The sequence below is a fragment of the Serratia surfactantfaciens genome (assembly GCF_001642805.2).
GTDB classification, from domain to species: Bacteria; Pseudomonadota; Gammaproteobacteria; order Enterobacterales; family Enterobacteriaceae; genus Serratia; species Serratia surfactantfaciens.
Window position 1 is genome coordinate 637,976 of the sequence record NZ_CP016948.1, and the last position, 16,855, is coordinate 654,830.

Below are 16,855 nucleotides of genomic sequence, written 5' to 3' on the forward strand. Positions count from 1 at the left end.
AGAGGGCGCCGTGATGGCGCCCTCTTGGTTTAATGGCGATGTCCCAGGTGGGAGTGCGCTTCGGCATGTGAGTGTTCACTCGGCTCCGGCGCCCGGTTGATGCCGCAGTCCGGCGTCTCGCAGTGCCGGTATTCCATCTGAATGGTCACGTGGCCAATCTTGTAGTGCTCCAACAGATAAGCCTGAATGCGTTGCAACAGCCCATCGTGGTCATGCGGCGGGATCACCTGTGCATGCAACGTCATCAGCTTCTGTTCGCCGATCTGCCAGACGTGCACGTGATGGATGTTGCGCACTTCCGGGATGTTCAGGCACAGATCTTTTTGCAGCTTGGCGATATCGACTTCCTGCGGCGTGCCTTCCAGCAGCTCGTGGAAGCTTTCCTTCAGCAGCCGCCAGGCGCTGCGCAGCACCAGACAGGAGACCAGCACCGACAGGATCGGGTCAATCGGCGTCCAGCCGGTGGCGAGAATAACGATGGCGGCGGCGATGGCGCCCACCGAGCCGAGCAGATCGCCCAGCACATGCAGCGCGGCGGCGCGCACGTTGATGTTCTTCTCTTCGCTGCCGCGATGCAGCAGCCAGAAGGCGAACAGGTTAGCCAGCAGCCCCGCTATGGCGATGATCAGCATCGGGGTACCCATCACCGGCTGCGGTTCAAAGAAACGCTGTATCGCTTCCCACAGGATGAATACCACGATCACCAGCAGCGCCGCGGCGTTGAGGAAGGCCGCCAGCGTAGTCAGACGCAGATAACCGAAGGTGTGGCGCGCGTTGGGTTTGCGTTGGGAGAAGTGCACCGCCATCAGTGCCACCAGCAGCGCGGCGGCATCGGTCAGCATGTGGCCGGCGTCGGCCAACAGCGCCAGCGAGCCCGACCAGAGACCGCCAATCACTTCGGCCACCATAAAGACGGCGGTGACTAAAAAAGCGGTCAGTAGGCGTTTACTATTACTGTCTTTCGGCAGGTGTTGGTGTGGAGTGTCCGACATTATTCATCCTTATGCATAGCGAAAGAGGGGGCGGCAGTGAGCAGAGCATCCAGCTCCGGCAATATCTGCGCCACTAACGCCTCTAATTTAGTATAAGCGGTGCCGGCAAGCTCGCCCCGGCGTGCGGTTTCCACCAGTTGCTGGCACAGCTGCGCGGCTTCCGGCAGCTGCAGCATCAGCAGGCTGCCCTTGATACGATGCGCAGCCTGCTCCAGGTGCTGCCAGTCGTTTGCGGCGACGGCGCCCGCGAGCCGCTGGCGGTCTTGTCGTAGCGTATCGCTGAGCGTCTGCGCCAGCCGCTGCATCATGGCGCGATCGCCACCCGCCATCTCTGCCAGCGTTTGCCGTAAGTCAGTAAGGACTGACTTTTTCTCCTGAGCCTGTGGTTGCTGAGCCAGTATCTGGCCGATCGCCGCCAGTGAAATCGGCTTGGTCAGGAAGTGGTCGATCGCCACCAGCGCAGGCGGGATGCGGGTGAACTCCTGCACATCCGCCGAACAGAGCACGATGCGGCAAGGCGCGCGTTGCAGCCGCTGTTCGTCGCGCCGGATCAGCCTGGCGAGCGTCAGGCCGTCGGGGCGTGGCATGTTATAGTCGATAAACAACAGATCGAACGGCTGACGACGCTGGGCCTTCAGCAGCGCATAACCTTGCTCAAAGCGGGCGGGCTGCAGCCCGAAATGGCGCAACTGGCGCTCCATCAGCAACAGATTGGTGGGGTGATCGTCGATCAACGCGGTACGCAACGAGGAAGACGGCAGGGCGAGGGGCCGCTCCTCCGGGGCGATAACCGGCGACGCGCCGCTCAGCTCAACCGGTATCGCTACCTCGACGCGGGTGCCGATGCCAGGCTGCGATTGCAGCTCGATGCGGCCACCCATCTGCTCGACGATCTCCTTGCAGATCGATAGCCCCAGGCCCGTGCCTTGCACCGAGATGCGCTGCGCGCCGCGCGCGCGGTAAAACGGTTGGAACAGCTTGCCGAGCTCATCGGCGGCGATGCCGCAGCCGCTGTCGTTCACCGTCAGATGCAATACCCCCCGCAGCTCATCCTGCGCGCGCCAGCCGACGCCGACCTGAATGGCACCGCGTGGCGTAAACTTTATCGCGTTGTTTATCAGGTTGTTAGCTACCTGAAGTAAACGCTCACCATCAATGACCACCGCCTCCGGCAGCGCCGGATCCGCCACCACGCTCAACGTCAGCGGCCGTTCGCCGATCAGCGGCCGGTAGAGAGCGTCAATGCGCGCGACCCAGGGGCGCAGCGCCACCGGTTTCGGCGCCAGCGTCAGCGAACCGGTTTCCAGCCGGGCGTGATCCTGCAGGTCGTTGAGCAGGTTGAGCAGCGAAGAGGCAGAACTGTAAATCACCGGCAGGCCTTCCGGCGCGGGTTGGCGTTTGAGCTCCAGCTCCAGCAGGCCGAGAATGGCGTGCATCGGCGTACGCAGTTCGTGGCTGACGGTGGCGAGGAATTTGCTCTTCATGCGGTTTTCCGCTTCGGCGCGGCGGCGCGCCTGCTCAAGCTCTTCGCGTTCGCGTTTTTCTCGGCGCTGCAGCATGAAACGGCGCAGCGTCAGCGCCAGCAGCAGCACGGTAGCGGCGGCCAGCAGCGCCAGCAGCCAGGTGGTTTGCGGCGGCATGCGGTTGTCGTTCACCGCGTCTATCAGGTTGCTGCGATCGACGATCCATTCGTCGCGCAGCGATTGCAGAGTGTCCGCCGGGATCTGCATCAGGTTCTTATCGAGGATCGCCAACAGCAGCGGCTGATCGCGGCGTACGCCGAAGGCCACCGGATAGGGAATGTTGTTGGCGGCGAAGGCCAGCTTGATGGCGCCGGAATAGCGCGACAGCGCCAAAAAGTTGGCGGAGATGACGTTATCCACCAACGCATCCAGCTGACCGTTGGCCAGCGCGTCATACATGGATTTGCTGTCGGCGAAGCTGATGGTCTGTTCCCGCCCCGGCACCAGCCCCTGAGCCAAATCGCCCTGCAGCACGCCGATGCGCTTACCGGCCAGATCGTTCCAGGTCGAGATGCCGTTGGCGTACTGGCCGACGTAAACGCCCCACAGCGAACGGTGGATAGGCATGCTGGCGCCGTAGCGCGCCTTGACGCCGCGCGCCAGCGGCAGGGCGGCGCGGAAGCTGGCCTGGCCGGACTGCACCAGCTGATCGGCTTGCTCGGCGTTGCGCGCCCACAGCGGCGCGAAACGCAGCCCGGTGTTTTGCGCGATGATGTTGAGAATATCGATGGCGTAGCCGCGCGGCTGGCCGTCGGAACCGCGATAGGCGAACGGGAAGTTGTTCTCGATGGCGGCGTAGTAAACCACGCGGTGGCTCGCCACCCAGTTTTTCTCCATCGTCGTCAGATCGGCATTGCCGGTGTCGAGGTAGCTGGGGATCTTTTTACTCCAGCGGCTCTGCAGGGCGTTCATCAGTTCCATCGGCGCGTCGGCGATGGCGGTGTCCAGCGTGTCTATCAGCCGTGGGTCGGCGGCGGCGAACACGAAGGACAGATTGCCCAGGTTCTCGTTGCTTTCAATCTGATAGAGCTGGCCGAGCTGCAGCTGGTCGATGATAAAGCTGGCGCTGGCCTCGTCGGCGATAAAGTAGTCGCTGCTGCCGTTGAGCAGCGAATAGACCGCCTGCAGGTTGTTGTCGTAGCGCTGGATCTGCGACGCCACCGCCTGCAGGGCACCGCCGGACTGCATGTCGGTCAGCGCGCCGATCGCGACGCGGGCGTTGGCGGAATTGAGCATCACCGGCCGATCGTTGCTGCGATCGCGCAATACGCGCAGGTTGCTGACGTAATAGGGCTGGGAAATTTCCAGGCCGTGCAGCGCTTCACTTTGCGGGATGCCGTACAGCAGATCGACCTTGCCGTCGTGCAGCGCCTGCTCCAGCTGCGTCAGGTCGGCGAAGCCGTAAATGGCGAAGCGGATGCCGGTCACCTGCTGGATATAGCCGAGGTAGTCGGCGTTCAATCCGTACAGATCGTCGTCCACGATGATGTTGTACGGGCTGGTGTTCTCGCTGATGATGCCGACGCGCAGCGTACGATCGCGCCAGGGGTTCTTCTCGCCGACGATCAGCATGTTCTCGGGGGTATTCAGGTTGCTGACCAGCTGATAGCGCACCGGTTCCGCCGCCTGCGCCAGGCCGCACCACAGCAACAGCAGCAGCAGGGCGCGGCGCATCATGGCGCCAGCTCTTTAAACACCGCCGCCAGTTCCAGCAGGTTGCCGGCGCCGGTTTTGCGCTGGATATTTTTCTTGTGGGTGCTGACGGTCTTGTTGCTGATGTGCAGCAGGTCGGCGATCTGCAGGTTGGACAGCCCCTGGCTCAGCAAACCCAGCACCTCGAGCTCCTTGGGCGTGAGCTGCCCGCCGTCCGCCGTCGGCGCTTCTTCGGTCAGCGCGGCGGCGGGGAAGTGGGTTTCTCCGTCCAGCACCTGCTCGATCGCCTGTACCAGGTGCGCCAGCGAGCTGCCTTTATTGACGAAACCGTTGGCGCCGGCAGCATGGGCCATGCGCGCATAGACCTCGGCTTCCTGCGCGGTGTAGATCAGGATCGGCTGCTGCGGGTAGCGGCGGCGGATTTTTTTCAACAGCTGCAGCCCGTCGACCTGCGGCAGGCCGATATCCAGGATCACCAGGCCGAAAGCGGCCTCGGCCAGCAGGGCCAGCGCCTGAACGTCGTCCTGCGCCGCCTGCAGGCAGTAGGCGCGGGCTGATTTCATTAGCGCCGCTTCCAGTGCGACATGAACCACCGGGTGGTCATCAACTAATAACAGAGAGGGCATGTTCAACTCGGGTCACTTTATATTCCGATCGCTAGCATAGCGAAAAAGGAGGCTCTGCGCTCCCCTGATGAAACAGCACAATCTGCTGTTAATTTGGCGGTTCCAGCGGCGGGGGGCAAAGGTGATTTACAGCGCCATTCTCACAGGCTAGATTGTTGGGATCTACACCGTTACGCACTGCGAAAGACCCCACGATACCGAATGGAAAAGCTATGAATTACCAAAACGACGATTTACGCATTAATGATATTAAGGAACTCCTGCCGCCGGTGGCTTTGCTGGAGAAATTCCCGGCCACTGAACGCGCGGCAAAGACGGTGTCCCAGGCCCGCAGCGCAATTCACAATATCCTACGCGGCAGCGACGATCGCCTGCTGGTGGTGATTGGCCCTTGCTCTATCCATGATACCCAAGCCGCCAAAGAGTACGCGGGGCGTCTGCTGGCGCTGCGTGAAGAGCTGAAGGGCGAGCTGGAAGTGGTGATGCGCGTGTACTTCGAAAAACCGCGCACCACCGTGGGTTGGAAAGGCTTGATCAACGATCCGCAGATGGACAACAGCTTCAACATCAACGACGGCCTGCGCCTGGCGCGCAAACTGCTGGTGGAAATCAACGACAGCGGCCTGCCGGCCGCCGGCGAATTCCTTGACATGATCACGCCGCAGTATCTGGCGGATCTGATGAGCTGGGGCGCCATCGGCGCGCGCACCACGGAGTCGCAGGTGCACCGCGAACTGGCCTCCGGCCTCTCTTGCCCGGTCGGCTTCAAGAACGGTACCGACGGCACCATCAAGGTGGCGATCGACGCCATCAACGCCGCCGGCGCGCCGCACTGCTTCCTGTCTGTAACCAAGTGGGGCCACTCGGCGATCGTTAACACCAGCGGTAACGGCGACTGCCACATTATCCTGCGCGGCGGCAAAGAGCCGAACTACAGCGCGGCGCATGTGAAAGACGTCAAAGCCGGCCTGAGCAAGGCCGGGCTGCCGGCGCAGGTGATGATCGACTTCAGCCACGCCAACAGCAGCAAACAGTTCAAAAAGCAGATGGACGTGAGCGCGGACGTTTGCGGGCAGATTGGCGGCGGTGAAAAAGCGATTATCGGCGTGATGATCGAAAGCCACCTGGTGGAAGGCAACCAGAACCTCGAAAGCGGCGAACCGCTGGTTTACGGCAAGAGCGTAACCGACGGCTGCATCGGCTGGCAGGACACCGAAACCGTGCTGCGCGATCTGGCGGCGGCGGTGAAAACGCGCCGCGGTTAATCGCCAATATGAGAAGGGCCCGGCCGCGGGCCCTTGTTTTTTCCAGCCACTGTGTTCCTCCCTGCCGCCGGCTAATTTAAGGCTTACAGTTAACAGGCCAATTAAATCATTAAGCAGCCGTCTTCGCATTATTCCTATTTAATAAAAGAGTCATTGTCACTGCTCGCGGCATTGTGCTTATATAAGACGCTTTTTTATTCCGCAAACCCCACATGACTAATAAGTGGGGAGCGGCATGACCTATTCCTTTCAGGACGAAAGAATTATGACAAGCAATACCTCGCAGCCGCTGGGGCTGCACAGAATTAAATTCCATGGGAAAGGTGGCGAGTACTTCGCTATTTGGTTGGTCAACGCATTATTGACCATCGTGACCCTGGGCATCTATTCCGCCTGGGCGACGGTGCGTCGCCGTCGTTATTTCTACGGCAACACGGAATTGGACGGCGATCGTTTCGATTACCATGCGCAACCGCTGCAAATTCTGAAAGGGCGGCTGTTGGTGATCGGCGGCATCATCGTGTTTTATATCCTGCTGGCGGTGACGCCACTGCTGGGGCTGCTGGCTTTGCTGGTGTTGCTTGCCCTGCTGCCGTGGATCGTTATCCGCAGCTGGCGCTACAATGCGATTATGTCGAGCTATCGCGGCGTGCGTTTTAATTATGTCTGTCGCACCGGGCGCGCTTATTGGGCGTTGCTGTTCTGCCCGCTATTGCTGATTATCGGGCTTTATGTCGGCTTAATCATTTTACTCAGCATTGGCAGCGGTTTTGACAGCATCAACGCCATCAGTCTGATGCTGGTGTTGACGCTGCTGTTGGCCGTGCCGGCATTCGCCGCCGTCAACGGTATTATTAGCGCGCTGCAGCACGATCTGTACGTCAATAATCTGTTCTTCGGCCGCACGCCGTTTATTGCCGAGCTGAAAAAGTCGGCCTTTATCAAATTTGCCTTGATCGGCCTGCTCATTTTCCTGCCATTCATGTTGGCAGCGCTGGTGTGCATGGGGTCGTTCATCCTGTCCCTGTACCAAATGGTATTGATGGGTATATTGACGAATGAAACTGCCGATTTGCTGGTGCTGGAGAATATTGGCAGCCTGCTGCTGATGATGGTGGTGCTGCTGATTGGTGCCTTGATCGCCGGCAGCTATCAGGTTGTCGCCCAACGCAACTATCTGTTTAACCAGACAGCGTTGAACGGCAACATCAAACTGCGTTCTTCCATGCAAACGCTGCCGTATATGGGGCTGCTGATCACCAATACCCTGATCACCCTGTTCTCGCTCGGTTTCGCGGTGCCGGTGGCGGAAGTGCGCCACGCCCGTTATCTGGCGGAATGCACGGCGGTTGAAGGCGATCTGGCGTTGCTGGACATCACGGCGCATCAGGAAACCGCCAACAGCGCGGTGGCCGAAGAGGCGGTGCAGGCGCTGGATCTGGGCGGCAGTTTCTGAGGCGCCGATGATCCTCGAGGGCGCCTACCAGTTGCCGGGGCGGGCCGCGCGCGAAGCGGCCCGCCTGCTGGTGAACGAAAACGGCGAGGGCGTAACGCTGCAGCGGCAGGATGAGCAGCGCTACATTCCTTTGGCGGATATCGCCGTTTCTGACGCGCTGGGCACGATTCCCTTGACGCTGACCTTCAAGGGCGGCGGGCGGTTTGTGCCGGACGACGACGCGGCCTTCCGCCGCTGGTTTTATCAGCGCCGTTCGCCGGGTTGGGTGCATCGCCTGGAGCGCCACAAACGCGGCGTCGCGCTGGCGCTGCTGATGACGCTGCTGGCGGTCGTGGCTTACGTTTACGTGGTGCTGCCGTGGGCGAGCAGCGAGATCGCTATGCGTATCCCCACCTCGGTGGAACAGACGCTGGGCGAACACACGCAGACGTTTTTGAGCCAGAGCGGCTTCAAGCCCTCTGCACTTCCGGCCGAGCGGCAGCGGGCGTTGCAGCAACTGTTCCGGCAGGTGATGCCGGTCGAAATGCGCCAGGAGCGCACGCCGCTGTCGCTGAAACTGATGGCGGCCCCCGGTGCGCCAAACGCCTTTATGTTGCCGGACGGCACGCTGGTGATCAGCGATGGGCTGGTTGCGTTGTCGAAAAACGACGATGGGCTGGCGGCAGTCATGTTGCATGAGATGGGGCATCACGCCCATCGCCACTCGATGCGCATGCTGGTGCGCTCGTCACTGGTGGCGTTGACGCTGATGTGGATGACCGGCGACGTCAGCGGCATTGGCGACACGCTGCTGCAGTCCGCGTCCTTCGTAAATGAGATGCAGTTTTCCCGCGGGATGGAGCGCGAGGCGGATGGCTTCGCTATCGCGCAAATGCAGCAGCAGGGGCGTTCGCTGGCGGAAATGGCGGCAATCTACCGCGCGTTGGCGCAGGCGCCTGAACGAGAAACGAACGATGGCTGGGCGCTGCCGGCCTGGCTCAGCACCCATCCGGCGATGCAGGAGCGGCTGGAGGCGGTGAACGAGGCGATGGCGCAGCAGCAGAAATAAAAAAGCCCCCGGTGAAAACCGGGGGCTTTTTCGTTACCGGGAACGGGCGAAATTACTTCGCTTTGCCCTGGTTTGCCACGGCCGCCGCTTTTGCAGCGATCTCGTCGGCGTTGCCCAGGTAGTAACGTTTGATTGGTTTGAAGTTCTCGTCGAACTCATACACCAACGGCACGCCGGTTGGGATGTTCAGCTCGAGGATTTCGTCTTCGCTCAGGTTATCCAGGTATTTCACCAGCGCGCGCAGCGAGTTGCCGTGCGCCGCAACGATCACGCGCTCGCCGCTCTTGATGCGTGGCAGGATCTCTTCGTCCCAGTAAGGAATAACGCGATCGATGGTCAGCGCCAGGCTTTCGGTCAGCGGCAGCTCTTGCTCGGTCAGCGAAGCGTAGCGCGGATCGTGGCCAGGGTAACGTTCGTCTTCTTTGGTCAGCTCCGGCGGGGTCACCGCGAAGCCGCGACGCCATTGTTTCACCTGCTCGTCGCCGTATTTCTCAGCGGTTTCCGCTTTGTTCAGACCCTGCAGCGCCCCGTAGTGACGTTCGTTCAGCTTCCAGGATTTTTCGGTCGGCAACCAGGCCTGATCCAGCTCGTCGAGGATGTTCCACAGGGTGTGGATCGCGCGCTTCAGTACGGAGGTGTAAGCGAAGTCAAAAGTGAAGCCTTCATCTTTCAACAGCTTGCCTGCTGCTTTCGCTTCGGTACGGCCCTTGTCGGACAGATCAACATCATACCAACCGGTGAAGCGGTTTTCTTGGTTCCACTGGCTTTCGCCGTGACGCACCAGAACCAGCTTAGTTACAGCCATAGCTTAACTCCTTAATAATCTGACATTTCAATGATAACGAAAATCATTATATTGCCGCGGGCCGGGGCTCGGCAATCGATAGTGTCTAACCATAGCCAATTTCTTGCCGCAAAGTAAGGGCTGGCGAAAGGAAAAAGCTGAATCGTTCAGGCTGGCGCTGCGAGGGAGAAACGGCGCGCCGAAATCGCTTCGGGCGCGCCGTGGCGTGGGGTAAATCAGGCCGATTTTTTCAGGCAGTTGCTCATGAAGGTTTTACGCGCGTCGCCCTTCAGATTCTTGGTCTTGGCGTCGGCGTTGCAGGTTTTCATTTTCTGCTGCTGCGGCGTCAGGGTTTTGCCCGTCGCGGCGGTGCCTTCAGATTTCAGGCAGGTGCTCATAAAGGTAGAGCGATCCGCGCCTTTCAGCGACTTGGTGGATGCTTGCTGGTTGCAATCGGTCATGCGTTTCTGCTGGGCCGCCTGCGCCGGCGAAGGCGTTTTCGTCGCCGTCGTCGCGTCGGCCGCCATCAGATTGGTGCTCAACATTAAGCCCGCCAGCAATGGAAGTGCAGTAATCAGACGCATAGGTGTTCCTTCAGCTATTGATTGGCCGCCATCGGCCGAAAATTGTGACGTTGCACAAGGCGTTGTGCTTATCACGGTAGCCTGAGTGTAGTGCGCACTTTGGAATAAGGAAAGGTGGGTGCCGGCGGGGGGAGAGCGCTAAAAGGTAAGCATTTATAACAAATCGCCCCCGGCCGCACGGCGAGGGGCGTGGCGGGTCAGATAGGATAAAACTGATAATGCGTGGCGCTGCGGTAGCGGTTCCCCGGTTGCAGCCAGCAGTCCGGCTGCGGCCATTCAGGATGGTGCGGGCTGTCCGGCAAAAATTCGCTTTCCAACGCCAGGCCGGCGTGGTTGGCGTAGCTGCCGCCGTCGCGCGCCGGCGTGCCCGCCAGATAATTACCGCTGTAGAGTTGCAGCGCGGGCGCGTCGGTAAACACGCTCATCTGCACTTGCCCGTCGGCGGACCATAAATGGGCCGCCGGGCACTCCAGCGCGCCGCAGGTACGGTGCAGCAGAAATGCGTGATCGTAACCTTTGACCCGCTGCTGGTCGCGATCGCGCAGAAAATCCTGCAGCAGCGTTTTCGGCTGGCGAAAGTCCATGCCGCTGCCGTCCACCGCCGTCAGCCCGGCGCAGGGAATGCCCTCGGCGTCGACGGGCAGATAGCGATCGGCGAACAGCTGCAGCCGCTGGGCGCGGGCGTCGGCGTCGGCGCCGTCCAGGTTGAAATAGGCGTGGTTGGTCAGGTTGACCGGGCAGGGGCGATCGACCTGCGCCAGATAGCTGATTTCTACACGATTGTCGTGAGTCAGGCGGTAGCATACCTGCACGTCGAGGTTGCCGGGGAAGCCCTGATCGCCATCCGCTGAATGCAGCGCATAGCAGACCTGCTGCGCATCATGCTGCACCCGGCGCCAACGGCGGGCATGAAAACTGTCGGGGCCGCCGTGCAGCTGGTGGGCGCCCTGATTGGCGGCCAGCGCATGGGGTTTCCCGCCGATGGACAGACTGGCGTTGGCGATGCGGTTGGCGTAACGGCCGACGGTGGCGCCCAGATAGGCGCCCTGTCGTTGGTAGTCCGCCGGGCTGCGGCAACCCAGCAACAGCTCGCGCTTTTCACCGGATTTGAGCGGCAAGACGGCGGACAACCAGGTGGCGCCCCAGTCCATCAGCGTCACCGTCATGCCGCCGGCGTTTTGCAACTGCGTCAGTTGGTAAGGCTGCCCATCGGGGGCGGCTGCCGCCGTTGCCGTCAGCATGGGCCGGCGCCTTGCGAAGCCTGGCAAACATAGAACGTTTCCCGCAGCCCGCCGGTTTGCCGCGGATACTCGTGCGCCACGGCGGCACGCACCGTCTCCACGAGATCCTGCGGCATCAGCGCGACGATGCAACCGCCAAAGCCGCCGCCGGTCATGCGTACGCCGCCGCGCGGGCCGATCGTCGCTTTGACGATCTCGACCAGCTTATCGATAGGTGGCACGGTGATTTCAAAGTCGTCGCGCATTGAGGCGTGAGACTCCGCCATCAGCCGCCCCATGCGTTGCAGATCGCCGGCCGCCAGCGCGTCGGCCGCCGCCAGCGTGCGGGCATTCTCGCTGATGACATGGCGCGCGCGTTTGGCCACCAGCGGATCCAGCTGATGTTGACGCGCTTCGAACTGTTCGGGGCTGACGTCGCGCAGCGCCTTGACGCCAAAGAAACGCGCTGCTTCTTCACACTGTTTGCGGCGGGTATTGTACTCGCTGTCCACCAGCCCGCGTTGCACATTGGAGTTGATGATCACCACCGCGACGTTGTCCGGCATCGGCACCGCACGGGTTTCCAGCGAGCGGCAGTCGATCAGCAGGGCGCTGCCGCGCCGGCCGAGCGCGGAGATCAGCTGGTCCATGATGCCGCAGTTGCAGCCGACGAACTGGTTCTCCGCTTCCTGACCGTTCAACGCCAACGCTACGCCGTCCAACGGCAGCTGATAAAGCGCCTGCAGCGCCTGACCCACCGCGACTTCCAGCGCGGCGGAGGAGCTGAGCCCCGCGCCCTGCGGCACATTGCCGGCGATCACCAGATCCGCGCCGCCGAAGTCGGCGCTGCGGCGCTGAAGATGCTTCACCACGCCGCGCACATAGTCAGACCAGCGCTGATCGGGATGGCTGACGATCGGATCGTCGAGCGAGAATTGATCCTGCTGATTCTGGTAATCGGCGGCCAGCACCCGGATCTGGCGGTCGTCGCGCTTGGCGCAGGCGATGACGGTTTGGTAATCGATGGCGCAAGGCAGCACGAAGCCGTCGTTGTAATCGGTATGCTCGCCGATCAGGTTCACCCGCCCCGGCGCCTGGATGGTCAACGCCGGCGCGTAGCCGAAGTGTTCGGTAAACAGGGAATGGGTAAGCGGTTTCAGGCTCATGCTTGGGCTCCGGCTTCACGGTAATGAATATCGCTGACGGCGCGCAGACGCGCTGCGGCCTGTTCGGCGGTCAGGTCGCGCTGGGTTTCCGCCAGCATCTCGTAACCGACCATAAATTTGCGCACGCTGGCTGAACGCAGCAGCGGCGGGTAGAAATGGGCGTGCAGCTGCCAGTACCGGTTGTCGGCGCCGTTGAACGGCGCACCGTGCCATCCCATCGAATAGGGGAAGGAGCACTGGAACAGGTTGTCGTAACGGCTGGTCAGCTTCTTGAGCGCTAGCGCCAGATCTTGGCTTTGCGCCGCGCTGAGATCGGTGATGCGCTGCACCGCCGCCTTCGGCAGCAGCAGCGTTTCAAACGGCCAGGCGGCCCAGTAGGGCACTACCGCCAACCAGTGTTCGGTGTTCACCACGATGCGTTCGCCTGCGGCCAGCTCGCGCTGCGCATAGTCCAACAGCAGTGGGGACGCGTATTGCTGGAAATAGTCGTGCTGCAGGCGATCTTCGCGCTCGGCCTCGTTCGGCAGGAAACTGTTGGCCCAGACCTGCCCGTGCGGGTGCGGGTTGGAGCAGCCCATCGCCGCGCCTTTGTTTTCAAACAGCTGCACCCAGGGATAGTGTTTGCCCAGCTCAGCGGTTTGCGCCTGCCAGGCGGCGACCACCTGCTCCAGCGCCGGCAGCGTCAATTCGGGCAGAGTCTTGCTGTGATCGGGAGAGAAGCAGATCACCCGGCTGACGCCGCGCGCGCTCTGGCTGCGCATCAGCGGATCCTGGCTGTCGGGCGCTGGCGGCGTATCGCTCATCAGCGCGGCGAAATCGTTGGTGAAGACGTAGGTGCCGCGGTAATTTGGATTGCGATCGCCGGTGACGCGTGCGTTGCCCGGGCACAGGAAGCAGTCTGGATCGTGCGCCGGCAGCGTTTCCGTGGGGACTGCCTCCTGCTGGCCCTGCCAGGGGCGTTTGGCGCGGTGCGGTGAGACCAGCACCCACTGACCGCTCAGCGGGTTGTAGCGGCGGTGTGGATGATCGATAGGGTTGAATTCCGTCATACGGTTCCTTTCTTGGCGTCGACGAGGGTGTAATCGCTTCCAACTGCCGTCTTGACACGCCCGTTGCTGAACAGGGAGAGGACAATGCGCAAAAAGATAGCATGGCTACTGCGATAAAAAGGTGATCTAACGCGAAAAATGGAATCGTTTACACTTCAATGGAAAGCACCCGACTTGCGGACAGAGGCTGATTGTTGAGTGGCTCGAGACGTTGTGGTGCGATATTGATGATAGCGTTTTCACCCGCTTGGCCGGCAGAGAGGAGATCTCTGCCGGCGTCGGGCGTTAAGGGTGCTGATACAGCGGGTAGGTGAAGAACAGCAGGTGAGTCAGGTTAAGCCCGAAGTGGAACAGAATCGGCACCCACAGGCGGCCGCTCCACATCCACGCCAGGCCGTAGATCAACCCGGCCAGGGTGGCGAAGATCACCATCAGCATGCCGCCGGCCAGATGCGCGGCGCCGAACACCAGGGCGGCGACGATCAGCGCTGGCCAGGCGCCCAGCCATTGGCTGAGACGTTGCTGCAGGTAGCCGCGAAACAGCGCTTCTTCGGCCATGCAGACGAAGAACAGGTTCGCCATCACGAACGGCAGGATCCAGGCGGGCGCATGCAGTTCGATTTTTAAACCGCCCAGCGCTACGGCCAACAGCAACAGCGCCGGTACGCTGACGATCAATGCAATCCAGGAACCCGAGGCGGCGTTTTTTTCCGCTTTATCGGTTCTGAACAGCGTTGGCAAGCAGGCGAACAGCAGGAAAGGCACCATTGCCTTATCGAAGTTGTAATACATGGTGAACGGCGCGCTGAGCGGGCCGGCTTTTTCGCCGTCGATCATCAGCTGGTTGTGGATGCCCGGTACCAGATGCAAGAACAGCGCCACGCAGCCGGCGACCACCAACCCTTCCAGCGCGATTGCCAGATTGCGTTGCGCGCGAAAATGGTGACGCAACCCCGCCAGCGCCACGATCGCCAGCAGATAACTCAGGCTGAGCGGCGTCAGCACCCCATGATAAAGCCCCATGCCCGCCGAGGCGGCCAGGATCACCCAGGCTATCAGCCGGTTATACGGCAAGAAAAATAACGAAGCAGCCAGAACGCCCCACATAATATGTCCCTTTAAAATATGTACACGGCGCTCAGCGCCTTTGCGGCGTGCGATGATGGCGAAATTGAGCGCTAAAGCGGATAGTAGCACACCAGAATGACGCTAAAGGTCGGGGCAGTGATGGATTTGTGCATGTTGCCGGCCCACACGACCGGCGACAACGCGGGTTAGCCTTTCATCCAGGCCTGCGAACGGGTGATTTCGGCCAGGTTTTGCAAGGTATCGAGGCTTTGCTGGTGGATCTCCTGCGTGGGGGCCGCGCACAGGTCTTGCAGCACGGTCACCTGGAAACCGGCGTCGTGCGCCTGACGCGCAGTGCTCTCGATGGCGAGCGGCGTGCTGACGCCCGCCAGCAGCAGATGATGGCACCTATGCTGGCGCAGCCAGGCTAACAAATTGTTACCGGAGAAAGCGCTCACCGCCGTTTTTTCAAACTGCAGATCGCTCTCTTCCTGATGCAGTTCGGGCGACCAGCGGCAGCCCGGGCTGTTTAACCGCAGCGCGCCGATCTGTTTGAGATGGTTGAACAGCGGCGAGTGGGGCGGAATGTCGTGATAATCGTCGGCGAATCCCACCCGCACCCAAATCACCGGGATTTTTCGCACCCGGGCATAGGCCGCGGCGGCATTGACGTTGGCGAGCAGGTGGGTCGCCGCCACCTGTTCGCGGCAGTGGTTGGCGCGCCCTTTGGGCCCGATCAGATCCTCGATCAGGTCGATGATAATCAACGCAGCGGACATGGCGTCTCCAGAAAATGGCCTTCTTTCTTTCTATGATAAAAGGCCAAATGTGATGTGCTGCGGTGAAGTGTTGCCGGATATGTTTCCGCCACGTCCTAGATGGAGGCTGCCGCCAGCCGCTGATGTTGGTAGCCGTAGCCGCCCTCGCCATCGGGCACGAAGCTGAGGCGATGAGTGATGCACTGCGGCGCGTCTTCGGCATGGTGCGAGACGAACAGCAGCTGGGTGGCGCCCTGGCCGATCAGCACATCGATGAAGCGGCGCACCAGTTGGCGATTGAGCGGATCCAAGCCTTGCAGCGGCTCGTCGAGGATCAGCAGCGCCGGATGCTTCACCAGCGCGCGGGCGATCAGCGCCAACCGCTGTTGGCCCCAGGAAAGGCTGTGGAACGGGGCGTCACCGTGGGCGCCGTCGAGCCCGAGCAGCGCCAGCCATTGTTCGGTCAGTTGCCGCTGACGATCCGAAACCGCCTGATAAATGCCGATCGAATCGAAGAACCCTGACAGCACCACGTTGCGCACGCTGGTGTTGACGCGATAATCCAGGTGCAGGCTGCTGCTGACATAGCCGATATGGCGTTTGATTTCCCAGATGGTTTCCCCGCTGCCGCGCCGGCGGCCGAACAGCGTCAGATCGTTGCTGTAACCCTGCGGATGATCGCCGGTGATCAAACTGAGCAGGGTGGATTTGCCGGCACCGTTCGGGCCGACGATCTGCCAGTGTTCGCCGGGATTAACCTGCCAATTGAGGTGGTTGAGGATCGGCCGATCGTCATAACTGACCACGCCGTCGCGCAGGACGATCAGCGGACGATCCGTCGGCAGGGCGATCTTCTGTGTCGGATCCTCGGTCTCCGGCAGGGCCAGCCCGCTGAGATTTTCGCTGTGCGCCAGCTGCGCCACCAGCGCATCCGCCATCACCTGCCGGCGTGGCCCGCGGCTGGTCAGGGTGCAGTCAGCCAGCACGCCTACCTGCTGGACAAAGTCCGGTATCTCGTCAAAACGGTTGAGCACCAGCACCAGGGTTTGGCCCTGGGCGGAAAGCTCGCTCAGCAGCGCGGCGAGCTGCGCGCGTGAGTGCACGTCCAGTCCGTCGAAGGGTTCGTCGAGGATCAGCAGGTCGGGCTCGGGCATCAGCGCCCGGCACAGCAGGGTCTTGCGCGTTTCACCGGTAGACAGGTATTTGAAGCGGCGCGTCAGCAGGCCGGTGATGCCGAACTGCGCGGCCAGCCGCTCACAGCGAGCGGCGTCTTTCACCTCTTCCTGAATGATCTCCGCCGCTGTGCGGCCGGTGTCGTCTTCGTCCGCGCTGAGCAGGTCGGTGTTGTTGCGTTGCCATTCGTCGCTGACCATTTTCTGCAGCTGCTCGAAGGAAAGGCGCACCGCATGTTGAAAATCGCTGCGGCGCTCGCCGCTCAGCAGAACCAGTTCGTCAGCCAGCGCGCGCGCCAGGGCGGATTTGCCGCTGCCGTTGGCGCCGACGAAGGCCCAGCTGTCGCCGGCCTGGATCGCCAGCGCGTCCAGCGTCAGGATGCGGGTATCGCTTAAGCGGAATGAACCTTGCGAAATGTGCAACGACGACATCACCTGTTCCTTTTTTTGCAATTATTTGCCTTAGAAATAGGCGCATTGCAGGGGGATGT

Annotated in this window: 14 protein-coding genes; 3 read left to right on the top strand and 11 right to left on the bottom strand. The window is 61.4% G+C overall.

From position 1 onward, the window contains the following. Positions 1–29 precede the first annotated feature (29 nt). The 3 genes from zitB to ATE40_RS03040 are packed head-to-tail and all read right to left on the bottom strand — an operon-like array spanning position 30 to position 4,794. On the bottom strand, positions 30–992 hold the full coding sequence (gene zitB, locus ATE40_RS03030; RefSeq protein ID WP_025160031.1) for a CDF family zinc transporter ZitB: 963 nt from the start codon (positions 990–992) through the stop codon (positions 30–32). Beyond that, positions 992–4,192: an ATP-binding protein gene (locus ATE40_RS03035; protein WP_063918915.1), complete on the bottom strand. Its 3,201-nt coding sequence runs from the start codon at positions 4,190–4,192 to the stop codon at positions 992–994. Before ATE40_RS03035 ends, zitB begins: the two co-directional genes overlap by 1 nt. Next, positions 4,189–4,794 carry a response regulator gene (locus ATE40_RS03040; RefSeq protein ID WP_063918916.1) on the bottom strand — a complete coding sequence of 202 codons (606 nt, stop codon included), beginning with the start codon at positions 4,792–4,794 and terminating at the stop codon, positions 4,189–4,191. Before ATE40_RS03040 ends, ATE40_RS03035 begins: the two co-directional genes overlap by 4 nt. Before the next feature lie 212 nt (positions 4,795–5,006). Between ATE40_RS03040 and aroG the strand changes: the two genes are divergently transcribed. The 3 genes from aroG to ATE40_RS03055 all read left to right on the top strand — a co-directional run bounded on the left by aroG (position 5,007) and on the right by ATE40_RS03055 (position 8,563). Beyond that, positions 5,007–6,059, top strand: a complete 1,053-nt coding sequence (aroG, locus tag ATE40_RS03045; protein ID WP_019454023.1) for a 3-deoxy-7-phosphoheptulonate synthase AroG — start codon at positions 5,007–5,009, stop codon at positions 6,057–6,059. A 265-nt stretch (positions 6,060–6,324) separates the two neighbouring features. Beyond that, positions 6,325–7,515, top strand: a complete 1,191-nt coding sequence (locus ATE40_RS03050; RefSeq protein WP_063919582.1) for a YjgN family protein — start codon at positions 6,325–6,327, stop codon at positions 7,513–7,515. Positions 7,516–7,522: 7 nt separating this feature from the next. Then, the gene (locus tag ATE40_RS03055; protein WP_063918917.1) at positions 7,523–8,563 is read left to right on the top strand and encodes a M48 family metallopeptidase; all 1,041 of its coding nucleotides are present in this window, start codon (positions 7,523–7,525) and stop codon (positions 8,561–8,563) included. 52 nt (positions 8,564–8,615) lie between these two features. Here ATE40_RS03055 and gpmA read toward each other — a convergent pair whose 3' ends face one another. From gpmA to modF, 8 genes are all read right to left on the bottom strand, one after another. Further along, a complete protein-coding gene (gene gpmA, locus ATE40_RS03060) occupies positions 8,616–9,368 on the bottom strand; it encodes a 2,3-diphosphoglycerate-dependent phosphoglycerate mutase (RefSeq protein ID WP_019454020.1) in 753 nt (250 codons plus the stop codon). Between the two features lie 215 nt (positions 9,369–9,583). Next, on the bottom strand, positions 9,584–9,931 hold the full coding sequence (locus ATE40_RS03065; protein ID WP_025160028.1) for a PsiF family protein: 348 nt from the start codon (positions 9,929–9,931) through the stop codon (positions 9,584–9,586). Positions 9,932–10,128: 197 nt separating this feature from the next. Continuing rightward, the gene (gene galM / locus ATE40_RS03070; protein ID WP_063918918.1) at positions 10,129–11,172 is read right to left on the bottom strand and encodes a galactose-1-epimerase; all 1,044 of its coding nucleotides are present in this window, start codon (positions 11,170–11,172) and stop codon (positions 10,129–10,131) included. After that, positions 11,166–12,317: a galactokinase gene (galK, locus tag ATE40_RS03075; protein ID WP_019454017.1), complete on the bottom strand. Its 1,152-nt coding sequence runs from the start codon at positions 12,315–12,317 to the stop codon at positions 11,166–11,168. Before galK ends, galM begins: the two co-directional genes overlap by 7 nt. Further along, positions 12,314–13,366 (bottom strand): galactose-1-phosphate uridylyltransferase, encoded by a 1,053-nt coding sequence (gene galT, locus ATE40_RS03080; RefSeq protein WP_063918919.1) that lies wholly within the window; start codon positions 13,364–13,366, stop codon positions 12,314–12,316. The genes galK and galT overlap by 4 nt, the downstream gene beginning before the upstream one ends. Positions 13,367–13,651: 285 nt before the next feature. Further along, a complete protein-coding gene (locus ATE40_RS03085; protein WP_063918920.1) occupies positions 13,652–14,473 on the bottom strand; it encodes a CPBP family intramembrane glutamic endopeptidase in 822 nt (273 codons plus the stop codon). Between the two features lie 167 nt (positions 14,474–14,640). Then, positions 14,641–15,213, bottom strand: a complete 573-nt coding sequence (locus ATE40_RS03090; protein WP_019454014.1) for a cysteine hydrolase family protein — start codon at positions 15,211–15,213, stop codon at positions 14,641–14,643. 95 nt (positions 15,214–15,308) lie between these two features. Then, positions 15,309–16,796: a molybdate ABC transporter ATP-binding protein ModF gene (modF, locus tag ATE40_RS03095; RefSeq protein ID WP_063919583.1), complete on the bottom strand. Its 1,488-nt coding sequence runs from the start codon at positions 16,794–16,796 to the stop codon at positions 15,309–15,311. Positions 16,797–16,855: the final 59 nt, after the last annotated feature.

Bases quoted from the DNA above. Each gene is read 5' to 3' on its own strand.
- zitB (WP_025160031.1), bottom strand. From the start codon at position 992: ATGTCGGACACTCCACACCAACACCTGCCGAAAGACAGTAATAGTAAA.
- ATE40_RS03035 (WP_063918915.1), bottom strand. From the start codon at position 4,192: ATGATGCGCCGCGCCCTGCTGCTGCTGTTGCTGTGGTGCGGCCTGGCG.
- ATE40_RS03040 (WP_063918916.1), bottom strand. From the start codon at position 4,794: ATGCCCTCTCTGTTATTAGTTGATGACCACCCGGTGGTTCATGTCGCA.
- aroG (WP_019454023.1), top strand. From the start codon at position 5,007: ATGAATTACCAAAACGACGATTTACGCATTAATGATATTAAGGAACTC.
- ATE40_RS03050 (WP_063919582.1), top strand. From the start codon at position 6,325: ATGACAAGCAATACCTCGCAGCCGCTGGGGCTGCACAGAATTAAATTC.
- ATE40_RS03055 (WP_063918917.1), top strand. From the start codon at position 7,523: ATGATCCTCGAGGGCGCCTACCAGTTGCCGGGGCGGGCCGCGCGCGAA.
- gpmA (WP_019454020.1), bottom strand. From the start codon at position 9,368: ATGGCTGTAACTAAGCTGGTTCTGGTGCGTCACGGCGAAAGCCAGTGG.
- ATE40_RS03065 (WP_025160028.1), bottom strand. From the start codon at position 9,931: ATGCGTCTGATTACTGCACTTCCATTGCTGGCGGGCTTAATGTTGAGC.
- galM (WP_063918918.1), bottom strand. From the start codon at position 11,172: ATGCTGACGGCAACGGCGGCAGCCGCCCCCGATGGGCAGCCTTACCAA.
- galK (WP_019454017.1), bottom strand. From the start codon at position 12,317: ATGAGCCTGAAACCGCTTACCCATTCCCTGTTTACCGAACACTTCGGC.
- galT (WP_063918919.1), bottom strand. From the start codon at position 13,366: ATGACGGAATTCAACCCTATCGATCATCCACACCGCCGCTACAACCCG.
- ATE40_RS03085 (WP_063918920.1), bottom strand. From the start codon at position 14,473: ATGTGGGGCGTTCTGGCTGCTTCGTTATTTTTCTTGCCGTATAACCGG.
- ATE40_RS03090 (WP_019454014.1), bottom strand. From the start codon at position 15,213: ATGTCCGCTGCGTTGATTATCATCGACCTGATCGAGGATCTGATCGGG.
- modF (WP_063919583.1), bottom strand. From the start codon at position 16,796: ATGTCGTCGTTGCACATTTCGCAAGGTTCATTCCGCTTAAGCGATACC.